This window comes from Aeromonas sp. 102P, assembly GCF_051920345.1.
Classification (GTDB): domain Bacteria; phylum Pseudomonadota; class Gammaproteobacteria; order Enterobacterales; family Aeromonadaceae; genus Aeromonas; species Aeromonas veronii.
The window spans coordinates 4203613-4229703 of sequence record NZ_JBQBCZ010000001.1 but is presented as its reverse complement, the minus strand read 5'-3'; the positions used below and the strand labels follow the sequence as shown (position 1 = coordinate 4229703).

Genomic DNA, 26091 nt, shown 5'->3' with positions numbered 1-26091 from the left:
TAATTAAATCAATTTTAACCCTGTAATCATGACGCTTTCGTGGCAGGGGATAATTCTCTTTGAGAATAAAGATTGAGGGGATCTTGTCGCCTTCCTATACTGGGTTCGTTCCTCACGGAACCCAGGTAAAGGGCAAACCGGCAGTGATGTCGGGGCGCAATGCTTCCGGTCTCGATCGTGGATCCAGATAGCGGGGTTTCCCTGGGTGAGGGGTGGTTTTTGTGGCAGGTCCATTGCCAGTTGTCTGCGCCCATCATGCAGGTTGCGATTGTTCTTTGCCTTGGTGACCAAGCCAAGACAAAACAAGGAAGATAACAATATGCAACAGCTCTTCAGACCCAGCAGGCTTGCCATGCTGGTCGCCCTTGCGGCCGCGCCCGCCTGGGCTCAGGCCGCTTATCCCGCCTATAAATCCGGTACTGCCTACAAGGCTGGCGATATCGTCAGCAACGTCGGTGCCCTCTATGAATGCAAAGAATTTCCCTATTCAGGCTGGTGCGGGGCATCCCCCTATCACTATGAGCCGGGGGTAGGTGTAGTCTGGGCAGATGCCTGGAAGCCCTATGGTGGCGAGGTGCCTCCTCCTGCGCTCGGTGTGGCCGTCAGCTCGCCGGCTGTAGGTGCCAGCTTCAACGAAGGAGCCAGCGTGGCGCTGGCGGTGAGCCTGAGCGGCCCGGTAACGGCCTTGGCCCGGGTGGAATATCTTGTCGACGGCACGCTGGTCGCCACGGCGAGCGCCTCGCCCTGGAGTGCCAGCTGGAGCGCCGCCGGAGTGGGGGCCCATACCCTCAAGGCACGGGCGCTGGATAAAGATGGCAAGGTGCTGAGCGAAGCGGATTCCAGCTTCAACGTCGCCGCCGTGGTCGCGCCAGAGGCGCCCAAGGCGAGCATCAGCAGCCCGGCCAATGGCGCCAAGGTGACGCTGGGTCGCAGTGTGGCGGTGAGCGGCAACGTCACAGATGCCAACAACGATGTGGCCAAAGTCGAGCTCTATGTCGATGGCAAGAAGATTGGTGAAGACACTACTGCCCCCTGGCAGGTGAACTGGACGCCGGATGCCAAAGGGAGTGCCGCCCTCAAGCTGGTGGCCACAGACAAGACCAATCTGAGCGGTGAGTCGGCGGCGGTGACCGTCAATGTCGAGGAGGCCGCGCTGCCGCCCACCGGTGGCAACCTCTCTTGTGACATTCGCCAGATCTATCGTCCGGATGGTTACGAGTGCATGGGGGATGACCATGCCCGTCGGGTTATCGGCTACTTCACCTCCTGGCGCACCGGCAAGAACGGCCTGCCCGCCTATCTGGTGAGCGATATTCCATGGAACAAGATCACCCACATCAACTACGCCTTCGCGGCGGTGGATGAGCAGAGCCACACCATCAAGGTGGACGATGCAGCCACCAAGATGACTTGGGATGGCGTGCCGGGTGCCGAGATGGATCCTGAATTTGCCTACAAGGGCCACTTCAACCTGCTGTCGAAGTACAAGAAGCAGTATCCGGACGTGAAGACCCTCATCTCGGTCGGGGGCTGGGCCGATACGCGCGGCTTCTACACCGCCACCACCAAGGGCGATTGCTCGGTCAATACTGCCGGTATCAACACCCTGGCTGACTCGGCGGTGAGCTTTATCCGCCAGTACGGCTTTGACGGGGTCGATATCGACTACGAATACCCCACCTCGATGAAGGATGCGGGCAACCCCAACGACTTCCCGCTATCCAACCAGTGCCGGGCCAAGCTGTTTGCCAACTACGAGGTTCTGATGAAGACCTTGCGGGCGCGGCTCGACAATGCCGGTAACGAAGATGGCCGCAAGTATATGCTGACCATCGCCTCACCGGCCTCGGCCTATCTGCTGCGCGGGATGGAGAACTTCCAGGTCACTCAGTATCTCGACTACGTCAACCTGATGACCTATGACTTCCACGGTGCCTGGAACCACTTTGTCGGTCACAACGCTGCCCTGTTCGACAACAATGCCGACCCCGAGCTCTCTCACTGGGGCGTCTATACCCAGACCCAGTTTGGCGGTATCGGTTACCTCAACGCCGCCTGGTCTGCTCACTACTTCCGCGGTGCGCTGGCGGCTGGCAAGATCAACGTTGGCGTGCCCTATTACACCCGCGGTTGGCAGGGGGGTGAGCGGTGGCAGTCACGGGCTGGGTGGCAAGGCAGCCCTGCCGAGCCAGAACGAGTGCCAGCCGGGCACAGGTGGCAGCACCATTCCGTGCGGCAACGGGGCGGTCGGCATCGACAACATCTGGCATGATCTGGACAAGAACGGCAAAGAGATCGGCGGTGGCGCCGTGCCCATGTGGCATGCCAAAAACCTGGAGCATGCAGCCAGCCTCGGCATCACCACGCTGCCGAGTTATGGCACTGCCTGGGGTCTGGATCCCAACAATCCGGCTCACGTGATGCAGGGCAAGTATGTGCGTTACTACGATGAGAAGGCCCACGCGCCCTGGCTGTGGAACGAAGAGAAGAAGGTGTTTCTCTCAACAGAAGATGAAGAGTCCATGGGCCACAAGCTCGACTACATCATCAAGCGTGGTCTGGGTGGCGTGATGTTCTGGGAGATGGCGGGTGATTACGCCTTCGATCCGGCCAAGAACGAGTACGGCATGGGCAGTACCCTGACCACCCTGGCTTATGAGAAGTTTGCCAAGGCAACTCCGTACAACACCAAGCAAAACGATCTGGCCGCGCCGAGCGCCCAGCTCGATATCCAGGTCAGCCTCTCCGGCTTCAAGGAAGGGGACTCCAACTACCCGATCAACCCGAAACTCAAGCTGGTCAACAAGTCGACCCAGACCATTCCGGGCGGCGCTCGCATCGAGTTTCTGGTGCCCACCTCCACCTCTGACACCATCACGGATCAGAGTGGCATGGGCCTGAAAGTGGTGGAGAGCGGTGGCAACGATAACTCGGAAGGCATTGCGGGCGAGAAGGACTTCCACAAGGTCGCCATGAACCTGCCGGGCTGGCAGACTCTGGCGCCGGGGGCCGAGATTGAAGTCGCCATGACCTACTACCTGCCCGCCGCTGGCGTGCCGAGCGGTATGCGCATCATCAGTGGCAGCCAGACCATTGGTCTCAAGGTCGAGTTCCCGACCCTGCCGGAGGCCGTGCTGGGTTCGGGTGGCGGCGAGAATCCGGGCACCAGCTGCAGCAGCCAGAACGTCAATCCGGCGGCCTACAAGGCCTATCCGAGCTGGCCGCAGGGGGATCATGCCAATGGCGGTGATCGCATCACCCATAACAAGGTGGTGTGGCAAGCAAACTGGTGGACCAGCAGCGAGCCCAAGGCAACCGATGGCAGCTGGAAGTCTGTCTGTAGCTATTGATTTTAAAATCAATGAGATAAGTGAGGCTTCGGCCTCACTTTTTTTGTCTGGTTGGTCGCTCTGGTTGAAAATGCGCCTGCCTTTCCTGGCGGGCAGCCTCTATAATAGAGTCGATTAATAATCAGATGGATATCAGCGTATGGCGAGTATATTGGATTCCGTTGATCAACGAACTCAACTGGTGGGGGAAAACCGCCTCGAGTTGTTGATGTTTCGTCTCGGCACCCGTCAGATGTTCGCCATCAACGTCTTCAAGGTACGGGAAGTGGTCAAATTGCCCCATCTGAGCAAGATGCCGGGCTCCCATCACAATATCAGCGGGGTGGCCAATATCCGCGTACCTCGATCCCGGTGATCAACCTGCGCAGCGCCATCGGCATGCGTCCCATGCCCATAGACAGTGAATCCAACCTCATCATCACCGAGTACAACCGCACCATTCAGGGCTTTCTGGTGGGGCAGGTGGCCAATATCGTCAACATGACCTGGAAGGATATCCTGCCGCCGCCGCGCTCCGCCGGACGCGCCAACTACCTCACCGCCATCACCCGCATTCCCGAAGATGGAGTGGATCAGATCGTCGAGATCATCGATGTGGAGAAGGTGCTGGCGGAGATCATCACCTATGACATCCGCATCTCCGAAGAGGTGCTGGATCGGGAGATCCTGCCCGAGATGCATGGCCGCAAAGTGCTGATCGTCGATGACTCCAGCACCGCCCGCAATCTGGTGCGCGAGACCCTGGGCCAGCTTGGGCTTGAGGTGATCGAGTGTCAGGATGGTTTGCAGGCGCTGACCCTGCTCAAGGGGTGGTGCGATGCTGGCAAGAAGGTGACCGACGAGATCCTGCTGATGATCACCGATGCCGAAATGCCGGAGATGGACGGCTACCGCCTGACCCACGAGGTGCGCAGCGATCCGCGCATGTCTGACCTCTTTATCACCCTCAACACCTCCCTGAGCGGCAACTTCAACGAAGCCATGGTCAAGAAGGTGGGGTGTGACCGCTTTATCTCCAAGTTCCAGCCCGACTTGCTGGTCGGCGTGGCGCAGGAGCGGCTGCGCCAGGTACTGGAAAGCTGAAAAGTGAGCCTGCCGGTTATGCTAAATCAGTAACAACACATCCCGCTTCGGCGGGATGTGTTGTTATTGGGTATTGGCGATGGATTGGGTGAATCAAGGTGCCAAGCAGAGATCGTCGACCATTCAAAACATCCGATTTTGGCGGGATGTTTGGTTATGGGATATTGGCGATAGACGGCGGGCTTATTGGCTGAGCAGCGGCTCCATAAAGCGGGCGACTTTATCGCGGATTTGGGGCTGGGCCGCCGGGGTGGGATGAATGCCATCGTTCATCATAAGTTCAGGGCGCAGCGCAATATCATCCATAAAGAAGGGCAGCAGCGGCAGATCGTTAGCCTGGGCCAACTCGGGAAAGATCTGTTCGAACTGGCGCAGATAGCGGGCACCGTAGTTGCGGGGCAGCTGGATTTGGGTCAACACCACACGGGTCTGCTGCTCCTTGGCGAGCGCGATCATGCTGGCCAGATTCTGGCGGGTAATGGTCGGTGCGAAGCCACGCAGGCCATCGTTGCCTCCCAGTTCGATCAGCAGCCAGTCCGGTTTGTGCTCCTTCAGCAGAGCGGGCAGACGGGCCAGCGCCCCTTGGGTCGTTTCACCGCTGATGCTGGCATTGAGCAGGGTGTGTTTGCCCCCCTCCTCCTGCCATTTCTGGTTGAGCAGGGCGGGCCAGCTCTGCTCAACCTGCATCTGATAGCCGGCGCTCAGGCTATCTCCCAGTACCAGCAGGGTCTGGGCCTGAGCCGACGAGAGCAGGCTGCCGAGGCCAACGAACAAGGCAAACAGAATACGCACCATCAATTCAACTCCCGCTATGGATTGTCATCAAGGAATTGGAACAAAGGATACAGAGCATGAGTTCAACCCCCATTATTGTCGTCAAGGGCCTCGGCAAATCGGTTCGCCTCGGCCAGGAAAGCCTCACCATCCTTGAAGGGATCGATCTGCAAGTCAATAGCGGCGAGACGGTGGCCCTGGTCGGTGCCTCCGGCTCCGGCAAGTCCACCCTGCTGGGGCTGCTGGCCGGGCTCGATCTGCCGAGTCAGGGGGATATCGAAATCCTCGGCAAATCCCTTGGCGAGCTGGATGAAGAGGGGAGGGCCAGATTGCGTGCCGAGCAGATCGGCTTTGTGTTCCAGTCGTTCCTGCTGCTCCCGACCATGACGGCGCTGGAGAATGTGATGCTGCCCGCCGAGCTGCGTGGCGAGCGGGATTGTGAGCCAAGGGCCCGCGAGCTGCTGGCGGCGGTCGGGCTTGGCGAGCGGTTGCACCATCTGCCGCCACGGCTCTCCGGCGGTGAGCAGCAGCGGGTGGCCATCGCCCGTGCCTTTATGACCCGCCCCAGTCTGCTGCTGGCGGACGAGCCGACCGGCAACCTCGACAGCAAGACCGGCGAGAAGGTGATAGAGCTGCTGTTTGAACTCAATCGCAAGCACGGCACCACGCTAGTGGTGGTAACCCATGACCATCAGCTGGCCGAACGCTGCCAGCGGCAACTGGTCATGACGGCGGGCAGACTGGATCGCGAGGTGGCCCATGATGTGGTGTAACGGGGTGAGCTGCGGGTCAGGCGGGAGATGCAAGGGATGATGCAGTGGCGATTGGGATGGCGACTGCTGCGCCGGGAAGGTTTCAGCGGCGAGCTGCGCTGGTTTGTGCTGGCGCTAGCGCTTAGCGTGGCGTGTGTCTTGAGTGTGGCATTGGTGGCGGATCGGCTCGATGCCGGACTCAAGGCGTCGGGCCGCGACTTTATCGGGGCGGATCGGGTGCTGCGCACCGCCGCCGCCCTGCCGGATGGCTGGCTAGCTGTGTAAACCCACCAGGTTGTTCACAGATTGAAGACGACTGATGGGGGGCTGGTAGCCCAGACTGGCATGAGGACGATGCCAGTTGTACTCATGCAACCACGGTTGCAAGTGCTCTGCCCGTTGCTCTGACGAGTCATAGCTCCGTGCATAAGCCCACTCACGCAGGGCGGTCTGAATGAAGCGCTCTGCTTTGCCATTGGTTTGTGGTGTGTAAGGCTTGGTGCGCAGATGCTTGAGCCCCAGCCGACGACACAGCTTCTGGAAGCGTTTCGACCGGTAACAGGCTCCATTGTCCGTGAGTAGCCGACTGAAACAAATGCCGAGCCCGGCGTAGTAGCGAAGTGCCTGTAACAGCGCCAGGCAGGCACTGCGTCCCGTTTCATCAGGATGCAGAGCGCTGAACGCCACACGGGAGTGGTCATCAATCGCCACATGAACACACTCCCACCCTGCGCCGCGTGAGTCCTTGCTGCGGTCGCCGGTGATACGATGGCCGGGACGGTGGAAACGCCCCAACTTTTTGATGTCCAGATGCAGCAAGTCACCCGGTTTCTCATGTTCATAGCGTTGTACTGGAACAGCTGGGGCCAGATTGGCCAATCGATGAAGTCCCATGCGCTGCAAGATGCGGGCGACAGTACTGTGCCCTATGCCCAGATATTGGCTGATGTGCCGATAGGTCCGTCGCTGCTTGCGCAGTTCGATAATCCTCTGCTGGCGCTGGTCATCAATGGCATGAGGGCAAGATGCGGGTCGAGAAGAGCGATTGTACAAACCATCAGGTCCCTCCTGGCGATATCGAGTGAGCCACTTGTAAGCGGTGCGGATACTGACCCCGGCAGCGTGAGCGGCCTCTTCAACGCGCAGGCCCTGCTCAAGGATACGCTGGACAAGAAGCTGTCGACCAAAGACGGTTAATCGGGCATTTTTATGATTGTTCACTCGGGCACCTCGGATGATTGGTTTGGTTGGTGCCTCCAATTCTCCGGGAATGCCCCGAGTGAACAACCTACAGAGAGATCACAGCTAGCCCGAGCGAAACAGGATGGTTTGGCGGTGCAGACCACCGTCAGCTTCAACAGCATGCTGTTTCACGGCGACGCGCTGCAGCTTGCCTCCATTCGGGCGGTGCCCGATGGTTTTCCCTTCTACGGCAAGCTCACTCTGGAACCTGCCCGTGCCCCGGCCCCCGGCGAGATCTGGCTCTCCGCTCGGGTGATGCAGCTGCTCAAGGCCAAAACGGGGGATGAGCTGGAGGTGGGCAATACGGTGCTCAAGGTGGCAGGCCTGCTTGGCGAGGAGCCGGATCAGGGCTTCAGCCCCTTCCTGCTGGCGCCGCGTGCGCTGATCCACAGTGCCGATATCGAGGCGACCGGTGCTCTGCTCCCCGGCAGCCGCCAGCAGTGGCGCTATCTGTTCAAAGGGCCGCGAGAGTCGCTGGCCCGTTACGAGCAATGGTTGTTGCCGCAATTGCAGGCCGGACAGAAGTGGATCAAACCGGATGACAGCGAATCCCAAGTGGGTCGCTCGCTGGCCAATGCCGAGCGTTTCTTCCGGCTTGCCTCGTTAAGCGGGGTGTTGCTGGGGGCGTTGGCGATGGGGATTGCGGTGCGCCACTTTGCCGAGCGCCAGACCAATATGGTGGCGTTGCTCAAGACCCTGGGGGCATCTCGTCGCTCGCTCTGGCAACTGATGGGAACCCTGCTGCTGTCGCTGACGCTGATCGGTGCGTTGCTGGGTCTGGTGGCGGGCACAGCCATGCAGTGGATCACCTTGCAACTGCTGGGGGACCTGCTGCCGCCGGATCTGCCGCCCCCCTCCTGGCGCCCCTTTGCGCTGGGGGTGGCGGTGGCGCTCTTTATCACTCTGCTGCTCGCTTTTGTGCCCTTCTTGCGGCTGCTGAAAGTGCCGCCGCTGCGGGTATTGCGCCGGGAGCTGGAGGCGGGGATCCCCCCCTGGCTGGCCCTGCCGGTCGGCCTGTTCGGGCTGTTTGCGCTGGTCTGGGGCTTTACCGCCGATGTGCGGCTGGCGCTGGGTCTGGTGGGTGGCATGGGCTTGCTGATGGGGCTGTTGGCCCTGCTGGCAGCCCTGATGTTGCGGTTGGGGGCAAGAGTGAGCGGGCCTCATGCCTTGCGGCTGGCGCTTGCCCACCTGTCGCGCGAGCGCAGCAGTGGCCTGTTTCAGCTGGCGGGCTTTGCGCTGGCGCTGATGCTGTTTGGCTTGCTCTGGGCGGCCCGGGTCGATCTGCTGGATGAGTTTTCGGCCCGTCTCCCGGTTGATGCGCCCAACCGTTTTCTGGTCAATGTGGCCGAGAACGAGCGGGAGGGGATCCTGAGCGAGCTGGCGGCAGCTGGGGCCACCACTTCCGATTTCTATCCCATGGTGCGTGGCCGGCTGACCCATATCGCCGGTGAGGCGGTGGGCGAGGGGGCCAGCAGTGGTCGTGAAGGGGTCGATCGGGAGCTCAACTTCACTACCACAACAATCCTGCCAATAGACAACAAGCTGGTGGCCGGTAAATGGCTCGCTGGCCCCGGCGAGGTTTCGGTGGATAGTGAGCTGGCCAAGCGGCTCGATATCAAGCTGGGGGACATGCTCGCCTTTACCATCGAGGGGCGCAGCTTCGGCGCCAGGGTCTCCAGTCTGCGCAGCATCAAGTGGGACAATATGCGGCCCAACTTCTACATGATCTTCTCCGAGGATCTGCTGGCACCCTTCTCCCGTACCTGGCTTGGTAGTTACCGGCTGCCCGAGGCGGGGCGCACTGCCGAGGTGGAGTTGATCCGCCGCCACCCCACGGTGAGTCTTATCGATGTGGATGATCTGATTGCACGGCTTACGCAGGTATCGGAACAGGTGAGTAGGGCGCTGGCGCTGATGCTGGGGCTGGTGACAGTGGCGGCGCTCTTGGTGCTGCTGACCCAGACTCAGGCCAGCATGGCCCAGCGTCGGCGCGAGCTGTTGCTGATGCGCACCCTGGGGGCCAGCAGCGACCTGCTGAAAAAGATGCTGCGCTGGGAGCTGGTGGCCAGTGGTGCGCTGGCGGGGCTCTGTGCCGCCATGGTGGTGGAGCTCTGCTCCTTTGGCCTGCAGTGGTGGTGGTTCGAGGGGCAGTGGCAGTTCCACTGGGCCATCTGGCTCGGCCTGCCGACGCTGGGGGCATTGCTGGTGACGCTGGCGGGGCAGGGGATGCAGCGCCAGCTGCTGGCTGGCACCCTGAGCGATCGGCTGCGAGGGCTGGGTCAGGGGTTGTTGTAATCCCGCCAGCGCGAGCCGATGCACACAAGGTGCAATAGCGCAGCCACAATAAACAAGCAGCCCGGCCATTGGCCGGGCTGCTTGCTATGCGAGGAGCTGACGAGCGGATGCCGCGAGCGGGTGTGAGTTAGCGGGGCTCACGCAGAAGATTGGTGAGGGCGCTCGGCAGCTCGGGATAGCTGAAGTGAAAACCGGCCTGTTGCAGCCGCGCTGGTATCACCTTTTGTCCGGTCAGCAGCAGATCGGCCGCCTCCCCCATCACCAGTTGCAACAGCGGCGCGGGCACGAAAAAGAGGTGCGGGCGGTGCAGCGTGGTGGCAAGGGTCTGGCTGAACTCCCGGTTACTGACCGGATGAGGGGCGGTTCCGTTGAAGATGCCGCTGCACTCCTCGTGCTCCAGCAGGAACAGCATGGCGCGCACCAGATCCTGCACATGGATCCAGCTCATCATCTGGCTGCCCGATCCCATGGGGCCGCCGAGTCCGAGTCGGTAGGGGGGGAGCATTTTGGGCAGGGCGCCGCCATCCATGCCAAGCACCAGCCCGATCCGCACGATACAGACCCGGGTTTGGCGGCTCTGGGCCTCTTGCGCCAGGGTCTCCCACTGCTGGCAGAGCTGGTGGGTAAACTCGTCGTTGGGAGAGCGGCACTGCTCGTCGAGGGTTTCGGTGCCCTGTCTGCCATACCAGCCGATGGCGGAGGCGTTGATCAGCACCTTGGGCGGCGTGCTGGATAGCTTGATGAGATCCACCAGTTGCTCGGTCAACAGCCAGCGGCTATCGCAGAGCAGCTGTTTGCGCGACTCGCTCCAGCGTCCGGCGGCGATGGGTTCACCGGCCAGATTGATCACTGCGTCCACGTCATTGAGGTCATCAAGCCGGTCGAGGTTATCCAATACCTTGATATCGTGACCGAGCAGGGAGTAAGCACGGCTCCCCTGCCTGCTCAATACCACGACCTCGTGATTGACCTTGAGATGGGCAACCAGCTTGCGGCCGATAAAGCCGGTTCCTCCGGTAATAAGAATCTTCATCGCTGCATGCTCCTGCTGCCGTTTGCTCAACTTTAATGGTGTGGCTTCCCTTCAACAAGTGAGACGTGCTTCGGGAGTTTTCTGTTTGACGTTTGTTAACTCTATCCTCTTCTTACGACATATTGTTGAACAATAGTTTGAATTGATTGATTTTTGTTGTGTGGATGTTTGTTGAACAATCGCTATTATGGCGACCCTTTTCGCCTGTCCACAGAGGCTGTCACCCATTATCCGAGCATCAAAGAGGCCGCCATGCCATTTCGTCGTTTGAAACTTCGCCAGCTTTACTCGAGGATTCTGGTTGCGCTGCTGATGGGGGTCGGGATCCTGCTGCTGGGGGTTATTGCCGTTATCTGGCAGACCGTGACGGAGACAGAGCGTGATGCCGATTCACGGTTGCAGCATGCCCGGATGATGTTTGATCGCTCCATCGGTCATGCCCGGCAGGCGGCCATCAATGTGGAGGGGATGCTTGGTCACTCCTGCAAGGAGGCGGCACAACTGCTGCGCGAGCAGGTGGCCACGGTGCCCGATGTCCGTTCCGCCAATCTGGCTGTCGGCAGCCACATCTACTGCACCTCGCTCTATGGTGACTACGATGGCCCCTTCAATCCCGACCGCTATGTGGATGGCAGGTTGCAACTGCTGCCTGGCAATGAGGTCACACCGGATCGCCCCTTGATCGTGCTGCGTCATGAAACTGACAAGGGGAGTGTGCTGATCGGTGTAGATGGCTACTACCTGCGCAATACCCTGGAGATCTCCAGCAAGAACTCCCCGATGGCTCTGGTGGTGGGGCAGAGGGCTCTGTTTGGCTCAGGTCAGGTCGGGGCGGCGCCCTCTCCGACAGAAGAGGGTTATATTGCCCTCGCTTCGGCCGATTTCCCCTATCAGGTCGTCACCCGGGTCACGGTGCATGACTACTGGAGCCACGCATGGCGCTACTCCAGATATACCTTGTTCCTCTCTCCGCTGCTGGCACTGCTGATTGGATTCGGCACCTTCAGGCTGATGGGGCGTAGCAGCTCACCAGCGGAAGAGCTCAAGCGGGCGTTGATCGAGGAGGAGTTTATCCCCTATCTGCAGCCGGTGGTCTCCGGTGAGGATGAGCAGTGGCGTGGCTGTGAGGTGCTGATGCGCTGGCAGCATCCCAAGCAGGGGATGATCTCGCCGGATCGCTTTATTCCGCTGGCGGAAGATAGCGGGCTGATCGTGCCCATGACCAGCCTGTTGATGGCCCAGGTGCGCGACCACTTCTCCCCTTATGCCCGCAAGCTGCCGGCCAAGTTCCATTTTTGCTTCAATATCAGCGCCAAACACTTTCAGGATCTCGACCTGTTGGCTGACTGCAAGGCCTTTCTCGACGCGTTTAAGGACAATCCCGTTGATTTGGGGCTGGAGCTGACCGAGCGTGAACTGCTGGTGGCCGATGAGACAACCGCTCAGATGTTTGCCGAATTGCGCAAACTGGGCGTGTTGATCTCTATCGATGATTTTGGCACCGGTCACTCCAGTCTCACCTATCTGCAACAGTTTCAGGTCGATGCACTCAAGATTGACCGGAGCTTTGTGGAGATGATCGGCACGGATGCACTCTCCAGCCATATCGTTGAAAACGTGATTGATCTGGCGAAGCGACTTGAATTGATCCTGATCGCGGAGGGGGTCGAGAAGCAGTCGCAGGCGGACTACCTGCGGGCGCGCCACGTTGACTATCTGCAAGGGTATCGTTACAGCCGCCCCATCCCGATGAAGCAGTTTTGCAAGACCCTGTTTGGCTGAACGGTTGAATGGGGAGCATAAAAAAACCAGCGATCGCTCGCTGGTTTTTTGTTGGTACGGTTTGGCTTGGGCGATCAGAGCATGCGCTGGAGGGCGCGAGCCAAGCGTTTGACCCCCTCCTCGATGGTCGCTTCATCGACGCAGGAGAAGCTCAGGCGCAGGGTGTTCTTGATCTCGGGGCGCACGTAGAAGGGGGCGCCGGGTACGAAAGCCACCTTCTCCTTGATCGCCTCGTCAAACAGCGCCATGGCACTGATGTGGGCTGGCAGAGTCAGCCAGAGGAACATGCCCCCTTCCGGTCGGGTGTAGCTGACACCGGGCGGGCAGTGACGGGCCAGCGCGGCCTCCATGGCGGCGCGCTGGCGGCCATAGACCTCCTTGATCTTCTCCAAGTGAGCGTCGAGGGAGTTGTCGGTCAGGAAGCGGTGCAGCACCTGCTGGCTGAAGGCATTGCTGTGCAGATCGGTCGCCTGCTTGGCGATGGTCACCTTCTTGCGCAGCCAGTCCGGCATTACCATCCAGCCCAGCCGGAAGGCGGGCACCACGGTCTTGGAGAATGAGCCGAGCAGCACGGTATTGTTTGGCGCCAGCTCGGCAATGGGGGGCATATGTTCGCCCTCGAAACGCAGCTCGCCGTAGGGATCATCCTCCACCATCAACAGCTCGTGGCGCACCAGTCGCTCGGCCAGTGCCTCGCGGTTGGCACGGCTATAAGAGACACCGCTCGGGTTCTGGAAGTTGGGCACGCCGTAGAGCAGCTTGGCATTGGAGCCGCTTGCCAGCAGCGCATCCAGCGCCGCCAGGTCCAGTCCCTCTTCTTCAAGGGTGATCGGCTTGAAGGTGGGCTGGTAGACAGAAAAAGCCTGAATGGCGCCAAGGTAACCCGGCTCTTCGATGATGAGATCCTGACCCTCGTCGATCAGCACCTTGCCCAGCAGATCCAGCGCCTGCTGGGAGCCGCTGGTGATGAGGATGTTGTCCGGATTGATCTGCATGCCGTGGCGGGCCAGATAGCGGTCGGCAATATATTGGCGCAGCGGGGCGAAGCCTTCGGTCGCCGCATATTGCAGGGCGGCAGCCCCTTGTTCGCGCAGCACATCCTGACAGGCCTGATCGATCGCCTTGACCGGAAACAGGTGGGGATTGGGCAGGCCACCGGCGAAGGAGATGATCTCCGGATTGGCGGCAACTTTGAGGATTTCACGGATAAAGGAAGGCTCGACCTTCTCGAAGCGCTGGGCAAAAAACGGCTGCATAGACAATTCTCTCGGCATGTGGGCGGTCGCTCCATTCGACCGCCAGGTTATCCGTTTGTATCAGATTTCAGAAATGAGGCAATGATTGTCACAAAAATCGCCAAAAAAGGGCTGGAACGACTCTACTGCGGATTATATTGGACGGTTAGTCGGTGTGGTGATGCCAGTGAGGGAGCAGGGAAGTGGATGGCCGGAATATTTGTTGCGCGAAACACTTGCGCCTTGGGCCTATCTTGGGATAATTCGCTCCCCTGTTTTCGCGGGTCGATGAAATGCCGAGCCGCGAGCGGTCCCGCTCGGGATCGGACACAAGATGTATTACCCGGATTGATGAAATAACGAGACCATTATGCCTGTGACCCAAGATGTATTTAACGAAGACGGCAAGTTCATGCGCAAGATCCGCAGCTTTGTCCGTCGCGAAGGCCGCCTGACCAAAGGGCAGGAGAAGGCCCTGGAAGAGCTCTGGCCGGTCATGGGCATCGATTTCGAGCCAAAGCAGCTCGATCTGGTCGCACTGTTTGGTCGCGAGGCTCCTGTGGTGCTGGAGATCGGCTTTGGCATGGGCGCCTCTCTGGTTGAGATGGCCAAGAATGCCCCCGAGAAGAACTTCATCGGCATTGAAGTGCACTCCCCGGGCGTGGGCGCCTGTCTGGGTACCGCTCAGGAAGCGGGCGTCACCAATCTGAAGGTGATCTGCCACGATGCGGTCGAGGTGCTGGAGCACATGATCCCGAACGGTTCACTCTCCTGCCTGCAGCTCTTCTTCCCGGATCCTTGGCACAAGAGCCGTCACCACAAGCGTCGCATCGTACAGCCTGCGTTTGCCCAGGATATTCGCCAGAAGCTGGCCATCGGTGGCGTGTTCCACATGGCGACCGACTGGGAAAACTATGCCGAGCACATGTTGGAAGTGATGAGCGCCGCCGAGGGTTACGAGAACACCTCTGCCACCGGCAACTGGGTGCCTCGTCCGGACTGGCGTCCGCTGACCAAATTTGAACAACGTGGCCACCGTCTCGGCCACGGGGTTTGGGATCTGATTTTCAAGCGTGTCAGCTAAGCTGGCACGTCAACACACCTAGCGTATCAACTAACTTGAGGAGCTATCATGGCCAATCGTAGCCGCCGCCTGCGCAAGAAACTGCGCGTCGATGAATTCCAGGAAATGGGTTTCGACATCAGTTTCAACTTCCCGGTCGGCACTGCCGAAGAGACCATCGATGCGGTAGTCGATGCGATGATCGATGAGGTTGTTGAACCCCGTAAACTGGCTTTTGCCGGCTCCGGTCACCTGGCCTGGGAAGGGATGATCTGCACCCAGCAACTGGGCAAGTGTACCGAAGAAGACCGCGCTGCCGTCAAATCCTGGCTGGAAGGCAAGGGGATGGAAGCCGTGGTCGTTACCGAACTGTTCGACCTCTGGTACGGTGAACCGGCCTGATACAAGGCTGCCGCATCTGGCGCCTTGTTGTGGGTAACTGAAAAATCCCGCCGCTGGCGGGATTTTTGTCAGTGGGGATGGGATCTCCACCGCTGTTTTAGTCATGGAATCGCTTATTGCTTATGGTGTTGTCATCCGAATTACTGGCCAGCATCCTTGAAGAGGTGCGCCCGTTGCTGGGACAAGGCAAGGTGGCCGACTACATTCCGGCACTGGCTCAGGTACCGGCCGATCGGCTGGGTATCGCAGTCTGTACCGTCGAGGGGGAGCTGTTCACCGCCGGTGACGCTTTTGAACCTTTCTCCATCCAGAGTATCTCCAAGGCCCTGAGCCTGACCCTGGCACTCACTCTCTATCAGGAGGAGGAGATCTGGGCCCGTGTTGGCAAGGAGCCCTCCGGCCAGCCCTTCAACTCGCTGGTGCAGCTCGAGTTCGAGCAGGGGATCCCCCGCAACCCCTTTATCAATGCCGGGGCGCTGGTGGTGAGCGATCTGCTGGAGACCCGCCTCACAGCGCCCCGTCAACGTACCCTTGAGCTGGTGCGCCGTCTTTCCGGCAATCCGGCCATCATGGCGGATCAGGTCGTCGCCCGCTCCGAATATCAGCACTCTGCCCGCAACGCCGCCATCGCCTATCTGATGAAGGCCTATGGCAACTTCGAAAACGAAGTGGACAAGGTGCTGCAAAGCTACTTCAATGCCTGTGCCATCCGCATGAGCTGCGTCGATCTGGCGCGGGCATTCATCTATCTGGCCAACCGTGGTGTGCCACTGGGCGAGAGCGTACCGCTGCTGCCCGCCCGTACCACCAAACAGGTCAACGCCCTGCTCGCCACCTGCGGCCTCTATGATGAGGCGGGCGATTTTGCCTATCGGGTCGGCATGCCGGGCAAATCGGGTGTCGGCGGCGGTATCATCGCCCTGATCCCGGGCGAACTCTGCGTCTGTGTCTGGTCGCCGGAGCTCAACAAAGCCGGCAACTCGCTGGCGGGCACGGCGGCGCTGGAGCTGCTGGCCGAGCGGCTGGGTCGCTCCATTTTTTAACCTTGTTCACTATGAATCGAGAAATCACCATGAAACGACATCTTCGCTTCCTGCAGGCCGCGCTGGCGATCTTACTGCTCTGGTGTGCCCTGCCCGCCGTGGCAGGGGAGTTGCCACCGCTCTCGCTGGCCGATGCCAAGGCCAAACAGGCTGTCATCCTGGATACCCGCGCCAGCTACTTCTATCAGGGGTGGCCGATGGAAGGGGAGAAGCAGGGCGGCCATGTGGCGGGCGCCGAGAACCTCTCAGCCGAGTGGAAATACAGTGATGAAGAGTGGCCAAAGGCGCTCGAGATCAAGGGGCTGAAGGCCGATCGTCCGGTTGCCCTCTACGGTGCGTCCCGCGAAGTGGCCGAGGTGGCCCGTCTGCTGCGCAAGCAGGGGATCAAGCAGCAGTTCGAGTTGCAAGGGTGGCAAGCCGCACCGCGCGAGTCGCTGGCACGCTGGCAGCAGCTGGTCTATCCGCGCTGGTTGGCGGATCTGCAAGAGGGCAAGCCGGTTGCGGCTGCGCCCAAGGGAGACTGGAAGCTGTTTGAAGTGGATTGGGGTTCACCCAAGGCCTACCTTATCAGCCACATCCCGGGGGCCGGATATATCGATACCAACAGCCTCGAAGAGGAGCCGCTGTGGAACAAGGTCTCTGACGAAGCGCTCAAGAAGCTGCTGCTGGATAACGGCATCCGTCACGACACCACCGTCATCCTCTATGGTCGCAACACCATGGCGGCTGCCCGTGCTGCGCACCTGATGATGTATGCGGGGGTGGAAGATGTGCGCCTGCTGGACGGTGGCCTGGATGCCTGGTTTATCCAGCACCTGCGTACCGAAACCGGTCTGCCCAACAAATATGAGCCGGTGAAGGAGTTTGGCGTGGCCATTCCCGCTCACCCCGAGTACTACACCACGCTAAGTCAGGCGAAAGAGCTGCTCAAGCAGCCCGATAGCGCCCTGGTCAGCGTGCGTACCTGGGATGAGTTTGTCGGCAACACCTCAGGTTACAGCTACATCAAGCCGAAGGGCGACATCCCGGGGGCCAAGTGGGGTCACGGCGGCATCGATGCCAACAGCATGAGCGATTTCCACAACCCGGACGGCACCATGAAGCCGGCCCGCGAGATCCTCGCCATGTGGGACCAGTGGAACATCGAGCCAACTCAGCAGGCTGCGTTCTACTGCGGTACCGGCTGGCGCGCCTCCGAGGCCTTCTTCTACGCCTGGCTGATGGACTGGAAACAGATCAGCGTCTACGACGGCGGTTGGTACGAGTGGAGTTCCGATCCCAAGAACCCGACCGTGACCGGTGAGCGTCAGCCTGCCAAGTCATGATTGCGTTCTTGCGCTTGAAAGAAGAGGCCGGACAGAGATGTCCGGCCTTTTTCATTGCGCTCGCCACTCGGCCAGATAGCGAGGCTAAGTCGCTGATTATTGACGGCGATCCCGCTTTGCTCATCCCGTCATCCCGTGCCGTGCGATTGAACTAGGCTTCAAGAAACATCCTCGTGGTGAGGATGATCGCAGAAGAGGCCGCAATGAAAAAACTGATGATGATCCTGGTGTGCGCCCTGGGGCTGGTGGCATGCAGCTCCCAATACATCATGAGCACCAAGGATGGCAAGATGATCACCACAGAGAGCAAGCCCAAGCTGGACGAGAGCACCGGCATGTATCGCTATTACGATCATGAAGGGCGTGAGGTGATGATCAAGAAAGATGACGTGACCCAAATCATGGAGCGCTAAGCGCTCTCTTACCGCAAGGGCCGCTATCTGCGGCTCTTCTCTTTTTGCCGAAAAGTCGCGCTGTTTTCTCTGTTGATCCCCGCACATTCGCAGCAAATTCAGCCGTGATACAGCTTCCGTTATGGTTTAACCCTTATCATCACACTCCATTTTTTATTGGAGGTGTTATGTCCTTGATGTCTATCTGGAATTCCCGTTTTTCTGCACGCAGCTTGCTGGGTGGTGTCTTGCTGGTGGTGGCGTCAGCCAGCCATGCCGGTGACGATCAGTTCACGCTGGGGCGGACTATTTTGCTGGGAGCCGGTGATCATGGTGCGACAATTCCTTTGGTGGTTTGCCGTCAGACCAAATATATCAAGGTGAAGGCGGAGCGTGATTTGACCCTGGATCGGGTGGTGGTGACCTATGGTGGTGATCGTACCAAGACCATTCGTTTCGATCGGGAAATGAGCAGTGATAAAGAGACCGAGTGGAAATCACTGGGCTCGCGCCGTTGTGTAAAAAAAATCGAAGTGTACGGTAATTCAGAACGCAGCAAAGCGGGCGTAAAAGTATTCGGCCGCAAATAATTGATGCGGTTTTTCTGCGCAAACAGATGAGTTAAAAATAATGGCGAGCCGTGGCTCGCCATTATTTTTTATGGTCGGGTTCGCTATTTTTTCGGCCTAAATGGCTTGATGACAGTTTCATCGCACTCGAGATACGGCCCTTCCATCAAATCGATACAGTAGGGGATGGCGGGGAAAACTGCATCCAGACATTCGCGGATTGATTTGGGCTTGCCCGGCAGATTGACGATCAGGGTATCGTCGCGCAGTCCGGCAGTCTGGCGCGATAGAATGGCAGTCGGCACAAACTTGAGGGATTCGGCCCGCATCAGCTCGCCAAAGCCCGGCATCATGCGATCACATACCGCCTCGGTCGCTTCCGGCGTGACATCCCGCTTGGCCGGGCCGGTGCCGCCTGTGGTGACGATAAGGCAACACTGCTCTTCATCCGCCAGCCGGATCAGGGTCGCTTCAATCTGCTCCTGCTCATCGGGGATCACCTGATAGACAGGTTCCCACTCCGAGGTCAGATAGGCGTTCAGGGTGTCGATGATGGCCTTGCCGGAGAGGTCTTCATAGATGCCCGCGCTGGCGCGATCGCTGACGGTGACGATACCGATTTTTGCCTTGCTCATGGTCTGCTCTTGAATGTCCGATAAAAGTGGCAATTAAAATAACATAATCAGTGAGATATGTTAAACCGTCAGGAGATGACGCGGGTCGGTGAGGGAAGAATAAAGTGTCGAATGAAGCAAAATAAGGCCACCCGGATTTTTATTTGCAATAAAAAACAGAAAATCACAACCTAAAATGTATAAGTGTTTTATCTCGCCTGAATTAAAAACAATCGCTTGTTTCCAAACACAATTAAAATAGATAGACACCCTCGTAGTGACCATTGTCCGGTTTAGTCGCCAGTGGATGGATTGAACCCTTTTTAGCCGCGTCGTATATACAGATTTATATGGCTGGGACGTGATGGTGTGGTACCGCAGTGTGTTGCCAGCAATAGTCGCCAAGGAGGGCATATGGAGTTGCCTGATCTTGACACCCTGAAGGAGTTGGCTGCGAGTGAGCCCTCCCGGCTTGATGCGATTCTGGAGCAGCAGATCGACCAGTTGATGGCCCGAGCGAGCCCTGATCAGCAGCGCCGTCTGCGCGGGTTGCAGTTCAAGATTGATGGTCAGCGCCGGCTGGCGAAAAACAATCTTGATAGCTGTATCCGGATTACCAACATGATGCGGGAATCTTTTTATTTGATGCGCAGTGAAATGAGCCAGTTCAGAGAAGAGGGGGACCCTCCGCCTGAAAGCGATGGCAGTGGTAAAATAATCCATCTGGCGGACTATCGACGTCGTAAATAATCTGCAATAACCCCCTTGGTTGATATTTAAGCCAAATAGGTGAGGCCATAATAAAGGGAATTGCTGGCGACCTGATTGTTATGGTTTTTAATGTTAGTCGTAATGTATTTGTGATGTAATCTCTTTTCTCCTTCTTGTAATAACTTATTAGTCAGGTTGTGATAGGGGTGGATGAATAACAGTAAAAGTTAGGCTAATATGGCCGAAATTTTTATTGCTACGACTCGAAGGGATTATGAGAAGTATCACACCAAGACGGGTGTTGTCGCGGGAGCAACAGACAGAGATCACCCGCATTATCGTCAAGGTGGGTCAGATGTTGGCCCAGTTCGGGGCGGAGAGCCGGATCATCGAGCAGACCACGGTGCGGCTGGGGATGGCGCTGGGGCTGGAGAGTGTCGAAATGGCCATCTCTTCCAGTGCCATCGTGCTCACCAGTCTCTATCAGGGGGGTTGCGTCACCACTACCCGGCGGGTGCGCGAACATGGTATCAATATGCAGGTGGTGTGCGAGATCCAGCGGATCTGCATCATGGCGGAAAAAGAGCTGATCGGTGCCCGTGAAGTGCGCCAGCGCCTCGAAGCCATCGTCCCTTTCCACTATCACCCCTGGTTGGTGGTCCCCATGGTGGGGCTCTCCTGTGGTGCCTTTAGCCTGCTGTTTGGCGGTGACTGGCCCATCTTCCTGGTGACCTGTTTCTCGTCTGCCGTGGCGATGCGGGTGCGCCAACTGATGGCCCGCCATCACCATAGCCCGCTCATCAACTTTGCCGCCACCGGCTTTATTGCCACCTTGCTCTCCTCCAGCGCCACCTTTTTTAACTGGGGTGACCAGCCCTATCTCGCCATGGCGGCTAGCGTGTTGCTGCTGGTGCCGGGCTTTCCGCTGATCAATGCGGTCTCCGACATGGTGAAGGGCTACTTCAACATGGGGCTGGCCCGCTGGGGGACCGCGACCCTGCTGACCATCAGCGCCGCCATAGGTATCATTTTGGCCATGTCGGTCACCGGGATCTGGGGGTGGAAAGTATGATGGATTTGCTCTGGCTACTGGCCAAGGATGCCTTCTGGTCCTCCATTCCGGCGGTGGGGTTTGCCATGCTGTTCAACGTGCCACCACGGATGCTGAAGTATTGCGCCATGGGCGGCGCGCTGGCCCACAGTCTGCGTACCCTGCTGATCCACTATGGCATGCCCATCGAGTGGGCAACGCTGGCGGCGGCGACCACGGTCGGCTTTGTCTGCGTCTACTGGTCGCGCCGTCTGCTGGCGCCGCGTCCGGTGTTCAGCGTTGCCTCCATCATTCCGATGATCCCGGGCAGCTATGCGTTCAAGACCATGATTGCGGTGGTGGAGCTCAACATCAACGGCGTGACCATGGAGTTGATCCAGAGTGCGGTGGAGAACGGCCTCAAGGCGCTCTTTATCGTCGGTGCCCTCAGTTTCGGTTTGGCGATCCCCTCTCTGGTCGTGTACCGTAACCGCCCCATAATCTGACAGACGGTGAGAGGCCCCATGAAGATTTCCATGATTGCCGCCATGGCCCACGACAGGGTGATCGGCAAGGACAACCAGATGCCCTGGCATCTGCCTGCCGATCTGGCTCACTTCAAGCGTGTCACCCTCGGTAAACCGGTATTGATGGGGCGCAAGACCTTCGAATCCATCGGTCGACCGCTGCCCGGACGGCGCAATCTGGTGATCAGCCGCAATCCCGACTATCAGGCCGAGGGCATTGAGGTGGTGGGCTCCGTCGAGGCGGCGCTGGCGCTGTTGGCAGGCAGCTCGGTGGAGGAGTTGATGGTGATCGGTGGTGGTCATCTCTATGCCGAGATGTTGCCGAGCGCGGATTGTCTCTACCTGACCCGCATTGATCTGGCGGTGGAGGGGGATACCCGCTTCCCTGCTTTTGACGATGGTCAGTGGCAACGCGTTGATTGCGAGAGCCACCCTGCCGATGAGAAGAACCCGCACCTCTATAGCTTCGAGACCTGGCAGCGCCGCTGACGGACGAATGCCAATGTGCAAATAACAACAAGGGCATCTTCGGATGCCCTTGTTGTTCTGTTGGGTTTTCAAGACGGGATTAGATGCCTGAGCCGTCGTTCTCGCCATTTTCCTCGTGCAAACCGCACTCGCGCTTGAGGCCGAAGAAGCGGGTCTGCTCCTCGCTCATGCCCGGCTCCCACTTGGTGGTGGTGTGGACATCGCCCACCGAGAGATAACCCTGCTCCCACAGCGGATGGTAGGGCAGGTCGAACTCCTTGAAGTAGTAGAAGACGTCCTTGTTGCTCCAGTCGATCACCGGCAGGAACTTGAAGCGGCCGCGCTGGATGCCCAGCACCGGCAGCTTGCCACGGCTGCCGGACTGCTCCCGGCGCAGGCCGGAGAACCAGGTCTGGGCCCCCAGCTCACGCAGGGCGCGGTCCATCGGCTCCACCTTGTTGAGCTGGTTGTAGCGGGTGATCCCCTCCACCCCCTGCTCCCACAGGAGGCCAAAGCGCGCCTCCTGCCAGGCCGGGCTGAGCTCGGCTCGATAGATCTTCAGGTTGAGCGCGAGACGTTCGGTCAGCTCGTCGATAAAGCGGTAGGTCTCCGGGAACAGATAACCGGTATCGGTCAGCACCACGGGCACGTCGGCCCGCTCGCGGCTTACCAGATGGAGCATCAGCGCCGCCTGAATGCCGAAGCTGGAGGAGAGCACATGCTCCCCCGGCAGATTGGCCAGGGCCCAGCGCACCCGCTCGGGGGCGCTCATGGTATCCAGCTCCCGGTTGAGGGGAGCCAGCGCCTCGGCTTGCTCCTCACGGCCGAGGGCCAGCAGTACCTGTAGGTCAAGGCGGCCATCTTCAGTGACATCAAGCGGCAGATTAAGCAGCATAGAAGTCCCTCGCGGAATCGATAACGGGAGCAATCACCCCAACCCGGATCACGAAGTCGCCGAAGCACTCACCCTGATTGCGCTCGCTGGCCCAGCGGCCGATCAGCGCGTCCAGTTCGGCCAGGATCTGCGGCTCGGTGATGTTCTCCTGATAGAGGCGCGGAATGCGGGTGCCTTCCAGGTTGCCCCCCAGATGGAGGTTGTAGCGGCCCGGTGCCTTGCCCACCAGACCCACTTCTGCCAGCATGGCGCGGCCGCAGCCGTTGGGGCAACCGGTGACCCGGAAGATGATGGCGTCATCCGCCAGCCCATGTTTGGTGAGCAAGCCCTCGATGTCGGTGACAAACGCTGGCAGCATGCGCTCCGCCTCGGCCATCGCCAGCGGGCAGGTGGGCAGGGCCACACAAGCCATGGACTGCTTGCGTTGCTCGCTTACGCCGTCATCCAGCAGGCCGTATTGGCGTGCCAGCCCTTCGATGCGGGCCTTCTCGCTGGCAGGCACCCCGGCGATGATCAGGTTTTGGTTGGCGGTCAGGCGAAAATCCCCCTGATGCACCCTGGCGATCTCCAGCATGCCGGTTTTGAGCGGCTTGCCCGGGAAGTCCAGCAGGCGGCCATTCTCGATAAACAGGGTGAGGTGGTGCTTGCCGTCGATCCCCTCGACCCAACCGAAGCGATCGCCACGGCTGGTGAACTCATAGGGGCGAACCGGCCCGAACTGGATGCCAGCGCGGCTCTCCACCTCGGCCTTGAAGGCTTCGACGCCAACGCGCTCCAGGGTGTACTTGGTCTTGGCGTTCTTGCGGTTGACCCGGTTGCCCCAGTCGCGCTGGGTGCTGACCACGGCGGCCGCCACCTCCAGCACGTGGGAGAGCGGAATAAAGCCAAAGTCGCTCGCCTTGCGCGGGTAGGTGCTGGTGTCGCCGTGGGTCATGGCCAGACCCCCGCCCACCAGCACGTTGAAGCCCACCAGCTTGCCACCTTCGGCAATCGCCACGAAGTTGAGATCGTTGGCGTGGATATCCACGTCGTTGTGGGGCGGGATCACCACAGTGGTCTTGAATTTGCGCGGCAGGTAGTTGGACCCCAGGATCGGCTCCTCATCCTGCCCCAGTTTTTCACCGTCCAGCCAGATTTCCACGTAGGCGCGGGTCTTGGGTAGCAGGTGTTCGGATATCTTCTTGGCCCACTCGTAGGCCTCCTGATGCAGCTCGGACTCCACCGGGTTGCTGGTGCAGAGCACGTTGCGGTTCACGTCGCCCGCGGTGGCAATACTGTCGATACCGGTGCTGTTGAGGGTCTGGTGCATCAGCTTGATGTCGCGCTTCAATACCCCGTGGAACTGGAAGGTCTGACGGGTGGTCAGGCGGATGCTGCCGTAGAGGCTGTGCTCTTCGGCGAACTTGTCGATGCTCTGCCACTGGGCCGGGGTGATGATCCCACCCGGCAGGCGGGCACGCAGCATGACGTTGTGCAGCGGCTCCAGCTTCTGGGCGGCGCGCTCCGGGCGGATGTCGCGGTCATCCTGCTGATACATGCCGTGAAAGCGGATCAGCTGGAAGTTGTCGCCGTTAAAGCCGCCGGTGAGCGGGTCTTGCAGATCCTGCTCAATGGTGCCACGCAGGAAGTTGCTCTCGCGCTTGAGGCGCTCGTTGTCGGCCAGCGGCCCTTCGACCGGTCCCGCTTTTGGGTGAGAAAGAGGTTGTTTGCTCATCAATAGACATCCCTTTGATAACGTTTGGCACGACGCAATTCGCTCAAATACTCTTCTGCTTCCTCACGGCTCTTGTGGCCGTGTTCGGCAATCACTTCCAGCAGGGCCTCCTGCACATCTTTGGCCATCTTGTTGGCGTCACCACACACATAGAAGTGAGCGCCTGCTTCCAGCCACTGGTAGAGCTCCTGGCCCGCTTCACGCAGACGGTCCTGCACATAAATCTTGTTGGCCTGATCCCGGCTGAATGCTAGCGAGATCTTCGACAGCAGCCCCGATTTCACATAACGCTGCCACTCCACCTGATAGAGGAAATCCTGGGTAAAGTGGGGGTTGCCGAAGAAGAGCCAGTTCTTGCCTTCCGCGCCCTGAGCTTCCCGCTCCTGCATAAAGGCGCGGAACGGGGCGATGCCGGTGCCCGGGCCCACCATGATGACGGGGGTGTCGGGGTTTTGCGGCAGGCGGAAGTTGTCATTGTGCTCGACAAACACCCGCACCTCGCCATCCTCAATCAGCCGATCTGCCAGATAGGAGGAGGCTGCGCCAGAGCGCACAGTGCCATCTTCCTGTGGATAGCGCACCACGCCGACGGTCAGGTGCACCTCCTCTTCCACCTCGCTCTGGGCGGAGGCGATGGAGTAGAGGCGCGGGGTGAGGGGTCGCAGCAGGCCAACCAGCTGCTCGGCAGTGAGGGCGGTCGGGAAGCGTTTCAGCACATCCACCACCTGAGCGGAGGCCACCAGTGCATTGACCTGGGCCTTGTCACCGGCCAAGTCTTTCAGCGCCGCGTTCTCCGATATGTCAGCGAGTCCTGTGATAAAGCCGCCGTGCAGCCGGGTCAGTTCGAAGTGAGTGGTCAGGGCGGCGCGCAAGGTGCCGTGGGCCGTGGCTTCATCACCAGAGAGGCCGGTCAGTGCCAGCACTTCGCCCACCAGGTCGGCGTCATTGTCGAACCAGACACCGAGGGCATCACCCGGCTGATAGGCGAGTCCGGAGGACTCGAGGCTGATCTCGATATGGCGGATATCCTTGGTGGAATCCCGGCCGGTGATCTTCTGATTGACCGACAGACGGGCAGGGAAGGGGTTCTCCTTGCTGTACTGGCTGTAGTCAACCGCCTGCTGCACCGCGCTGGCTACGCTGTTGCTGGCAGCACCGATAGAGAGCGTCGCTGCAATGGCATTGAGTGCCTGTTCGCTCCAGCTCTTGGCGGCATCCTGATAATCCACATCGAGGCTGGCGAGCTCATAAATGCGCTCGGCCCCTGCTTTGGCGAGGAAGTTATCAAAATCTTTACCGGTCTGGCAGAAAAATTCGTAGGAGCTGTCACCCAGCCCCAGCACGGCGAACTTGAGCCCGTCCAGCTTGCCAATCTTGCCTTTTTTAAGCTGCTCGAACAGATCGACGGCGCTCTCCGGCGGTTCACCCTCCCCGTAAGTGCTCACTACCACCAGCAGGTGGCTCTCTTTCTTGAGCTGCTTGGGTTTGTAGTCGGCCATCGACGCGAGGGTGACGGGTAGGCCACGTGCCTCGGCCTGCGCCTTGATGGCAGTGGCGACCCCTTTGGCGTTGCCTGTCTGGGAGCCGTAGAGAATGGTCAGGCTGCCGCTGGGCGCAGCCACGGCGGCGCTGGCTGCAACGATCTGGTGACCGCTCTGGGAGAGGCCGTAGAGATATCCGCTCACCCAGGCCAGTTGCTGGGTATTGAGGGTCGAGAGTACTTGGCCCAGCTGACGTTGCTGCTCGTCAGAGAGGGGGGAGAGGTTGAATGGGGAATCCTTCAATTGCATCA

General features: G+C 59.5%; 20 protein-coding genes, 4 pseudogenes and 1 riboswitch. Of the genes and pseudogenes, 16 read left to right on the top strand and 8 right to left on the bottom strand.

What is annotated here, in order from left to right:
* The first annotated feature begins 121 nt into the window (after positions 1-121).
* Positions 122-204: riboswitch (cyclic di-GMP riboswitch) on the top strand.
* A 115-nt stretch (positions 205-319) separates the two neighbouring features.
* Together ACTG1K_RS19845 and ACTG1K_RS19840 are read left to right on the top strand one after the other, a co-directional pair.
* Positions 320-3350, top strand: a pseudogene (locus tag ACTG1K_RS19845) (glycosyl hydrolase family 18 protein).
* A 139-nt stretch (positions 3351-3489) separates the two neighbouring features.
* A pseudogene (locus ACTG1K_RS19840) lies at positions 3490-4433 on the top strand (chemotaxis protein CheV).
* A gap of 183 nt (positions 4434-4616) precedes the next feature.
* Here the strand turns inward: ACTG1K_RS19840 and ACTG1K_RS19835 are convergent.
* The gene (locus ACTG1K_RS19835) at positions 4617-5228 is read right to left on the bottom strand and encodes an arylesterase (RefSeq protein WP_005335237.1); all 612 of its coding nucleotides are present in this window, start codon (positions 5226-5228) and stop codon (positions 4617-4619) included.
* A 56-nt stretch (positions 5229-5284) separates the two neighbouring features.
* Here ACTG1K_RS19835 and ACTG1K_RS19830 point away from each other — a divergent pair, with 56 nt between their 5' ends.
* Together ACTG1K_RS19830 and ACTG1K_RS19825 are read left to right on the top strand one after the other, a co-directional pair.
* Positions 5285-5980, top strand: a complete 696-nt coding sequence (locus tag ACTG1K_RS19830; RefSeq protein ID WP_019446439.1) for an ABC transporter ATP-binding protein — start codon at positions 5285-5287, stop codon at positions 5978-5980.
* 36 nt (positions 5981-6016) lie between these two features.
* Positions 6017-6235, top strand: a pseudogene (locus ACTG1K_RS19825) (hypothetical protein); the annotation flags it as partial.
* On the opposite strand, the gene ACTG1K_RS19820 reads toward ACTG1K_RS19825, so the two are convergent.
* Positions 6233-7180 (bottom strand): IS481 family transposase, encoded by a 948-nt coding sequence (locus tag ACTG1K_RS19820; protein WP_440004735.1) that lies wholly within the window; start codon positions 7178-7180, stop codon positions 6233-6235. The pseudogene ACTG1K_RS19825 and the gene ACTG1K_RS19820 overlap by 3 nt on opposite strands.
* Positions 7181-7279: 99 nt before the next feature.
* On the opposite strand from ACTG1K_RS19820, the pseudogene ACTG1K_RS19815 reads away from it, so the two are divergent.
* Positions 7280-9496: pseudogene (locus ACTG1K_RS19815) on the top strand (ABC transporter permease); the annotation flags it as partial.
* A gap of 127 nt (positions 9497-9623) precedes the next feature.
* Here the strand turns inward: ACTG1K_RS19815 and ACTG1K_RS19810 are convergent.
* Entirely contained in the window at positions 9624-10529 is a 906-nt protein-coding gene (locus ACTG1K_RS19810; protein WP_103250955.1) for a TIGR01777 family oxidoreductase, read from the bottom strand.
* Positions 10530-10781: 252 nt separating this feature from the next.
* Here ACTG1K_RS19810 and ACTG1K_RS19805 point away from each other — a divergent pair, with 252 nt between their 5' ends.
* Positions 10782-12311: an EAL domain-containing protein gene (locus ACTG1K_RS19805; protein ID WP_440006478.1), complete on the top strand. Its 1530-nt coding sequence runs from the start codon at positions 10782-10784 to the stop codon at positions 12309-12311.
* Between the two features lie 74 nt (positions 12312-12385).
* Here ACTG1K_RS19805 and ACTG1K_RS19800 read toward each other — a convergent pair whose 3' ends face one another.
* Positions 12386-13567: a PLP-dependent aminotransferase family protein gene (locus ACTG1K_RS19800; protein ID WP_440006476.1), complete on the bottom strand. Its 1182-nt coding sequence runs from the start codon at positions 13565-13567 to the stop codon at positions 12386-12388.
* 349 nt (positions 13568-13916) lie between these two features.
* On the opposite strand from ACTG1K_RS19800, the gene trmB reads away from it, so the two are divergent.
* The 6 genes from trmB (at position 13917) to ACTG1K_RS19770 (ending at position 18361) form a co-directional block, all read left to right on the top strand.
* Positions 13917-14630 carry a tRNA (guanosine(46)-N7)-methyltransferase TrmB gene (trmB, locus tag ACTG1K_RS19795; protein WP_005335228.1) on the top strand — a complete coding sequence of 238 codons (714 nt, stop codon included), beginning with the start codon at positions 13917-13919 and terminating at the stop codon, positions 14628-14630.
* Positions 14631-14678: 48 nt separating this feature from the next.
* Positions 14679-15011, top strand: coding sequence for a YggL family protein (locus tag ACTG1K_RS19790; RefSeq protein ID WP_005348158.1), 333 nt, complete (start codon positions 14679-14681; stop codon positions 15009-15011).
* A 122-nt stretch (positions 15012-15133) separates the two neighbouring features.
* Entirely contained in the window at positions 15134-16054 is a 921-nt protein-coding gene (gene glsB / locus ACTG1K_RS19785; protein WP_005348151.1) for a glutaminase B, read from the top strand.
* Between the two features lie 29 nt (positions 16055-16083).
* Positions 16084-17379: a sulfurtransferase gene (locus ACTG1K_RS19780; protein ID WP_279490335.1), complete on the top strand. Its 1296-nt coding sequence runs from the start codon at positions 16084-16086 to the stop codon at positions 17377-17379.
* Between the two features lie 203 nt (positions 17380-17582).
* On the top strand, positions 17583-17792 hold the full coding sequence (locus tag ACTG1K_RS19775) for a YgdI/YgdR family lipoprotein (RefSeq protein WP_005335219.1): 210 nt from the start codon (positions 17583-17585) through the stop codon (positions 17790-17792).
* 167 nt (positions 17793-17959) lie between these two features.
* The gene (locus tag ACTG1K_RS19770) at positions 17960-18361 is read left to right on the top strand and encodes a DUF2541 family protein (RefSeq protein WP_040066783.1); all 402 of its coding nucleotides are present in this window, start codon (positions 17960-17962) and stop codon (positions 18359-18361) included.
* Positions 18362-18444: 83 nt separating this feature from the next.
* Here the strand turns inward: ACTG1K_RS19770 and mog are convergent, their stop codons facing one another.
* The gene (mog, locus tag ACTG1K_RS19765) at positions 18445-18975 is read right to left on the bottom strand and encodes a molybdopterin adenylyltransferase (RefSeq protein WP_005348144.1); all 531 of its coding nucleotides are present in this window, start codon (positions 18973-18975) and stop codon (positions 18445-18447) included.
* Positions 18976-19368: 393 nt separating this feature from the next.
* Here mog and ACTG1K_RS19760 point away from each other — a divergent pair, with 393 nt between their 5' ends.
* The 4 genes from ACTG1K_RS19760 to folA all read left to right on the top strand — a co-directional run bounded on the left by ACTG1K_RS19760 (position 19369) and on the right by folA (position 21711).
* Entirely contained in the window at positions 19369-19704 is a 336-nt protein-coding gene (locus tag ACTG1K_RS19760) for a DUF3135 domain-containing protein (RefSeq protein WP_440006474.1), read from the top strand.
* Positions 19705-19939: 235 nt separating this feature from the next.
* On the top strand, positions 19940-20737 hold the full coding sequence (locus tag ACTG1K_RS19755; RefSeq protein WP_005348133.1) for a threonine/serine exporter family protein: 798 nt from the start codon (positions 19940-19942) through the stop codon (positions 20735-20737).
* Complete coding sequence (locus ACTG1K_RS19750) at positions 20734-21201, top strand: threonine/serine exporter family protein (protein ID WP_026035076.1); 468 nt, start codon at positions 20734-20736, stop codon at positions 21199-21201. The genes ACTG1K_RS19755 and ACTG1K_RS19750 overlap by 4 nt, the downstream gene beginning before the upstream one ends.
* 18 nt (positions 21202-21219) lie before the next feature.
* Positions 21220-21711: a type 3 dihydrofolate reductase gene (gene folA, locus ACTG1K_RS19745; protein WP_362773301.1), complete on the top strand. Its 492-nt coding sequence runs from the start codon at positions 21220-21222 to the stop codon at positions 21709-21711.
* 79 nt (positions 21712-21790) lie between these two features.
* Here the strand turns inward: folA and ACTG1K_RS19740 are convergent, their stop codons facing one another.
* The 3 genes from ACTG1K_RS19740 to ACTG1K_RS19730 are packed head-to-tail and all read right to left on the bottom strand — an operon-like array spanning position 21791 to position 26089.
* Complete coding sequence (locus ACTG1K_RS19740) at positions 21791-22585, bottom strand: phosphoadenylyl-sulfate reductase (protein ID WP_440006472.1); 795 nt, start codon at positions 22583-22585, stop codon at positions 21791-21793.
* Positions 22575-24299, bottom strand: a complete 1725-nt coding sequence (gene cysI, locus ACTG1K_RS19735) for an assimilatory sulfite reductase (NADPH) hemoprotein subunit (RefSeq protein ID WP_440006470.1) — start codon at positions 24297-24299, stop codon at positions 22575-22577. The genes ACTG1K_RS19740 and cysI overlap by 11 nt, the downstream gene beginning before the upstream one ends.
* A complete protein-coding gene (locus ACTG1K_RS19730; protein ID WP_440006468.1) occupies positions 24299-26089 on the bottom strand; it encodes an assimilatory sulfite reductase (NADPH) flavoprotein subunit in 1791 nt (596 codons plus the stop codon). Before ACTG1K_RS19730 ends, cysI begins: the two co-directional genes overlap by 1 nt.
* Positions 26090-26091 lie beyond the last annotated feature (2 nt).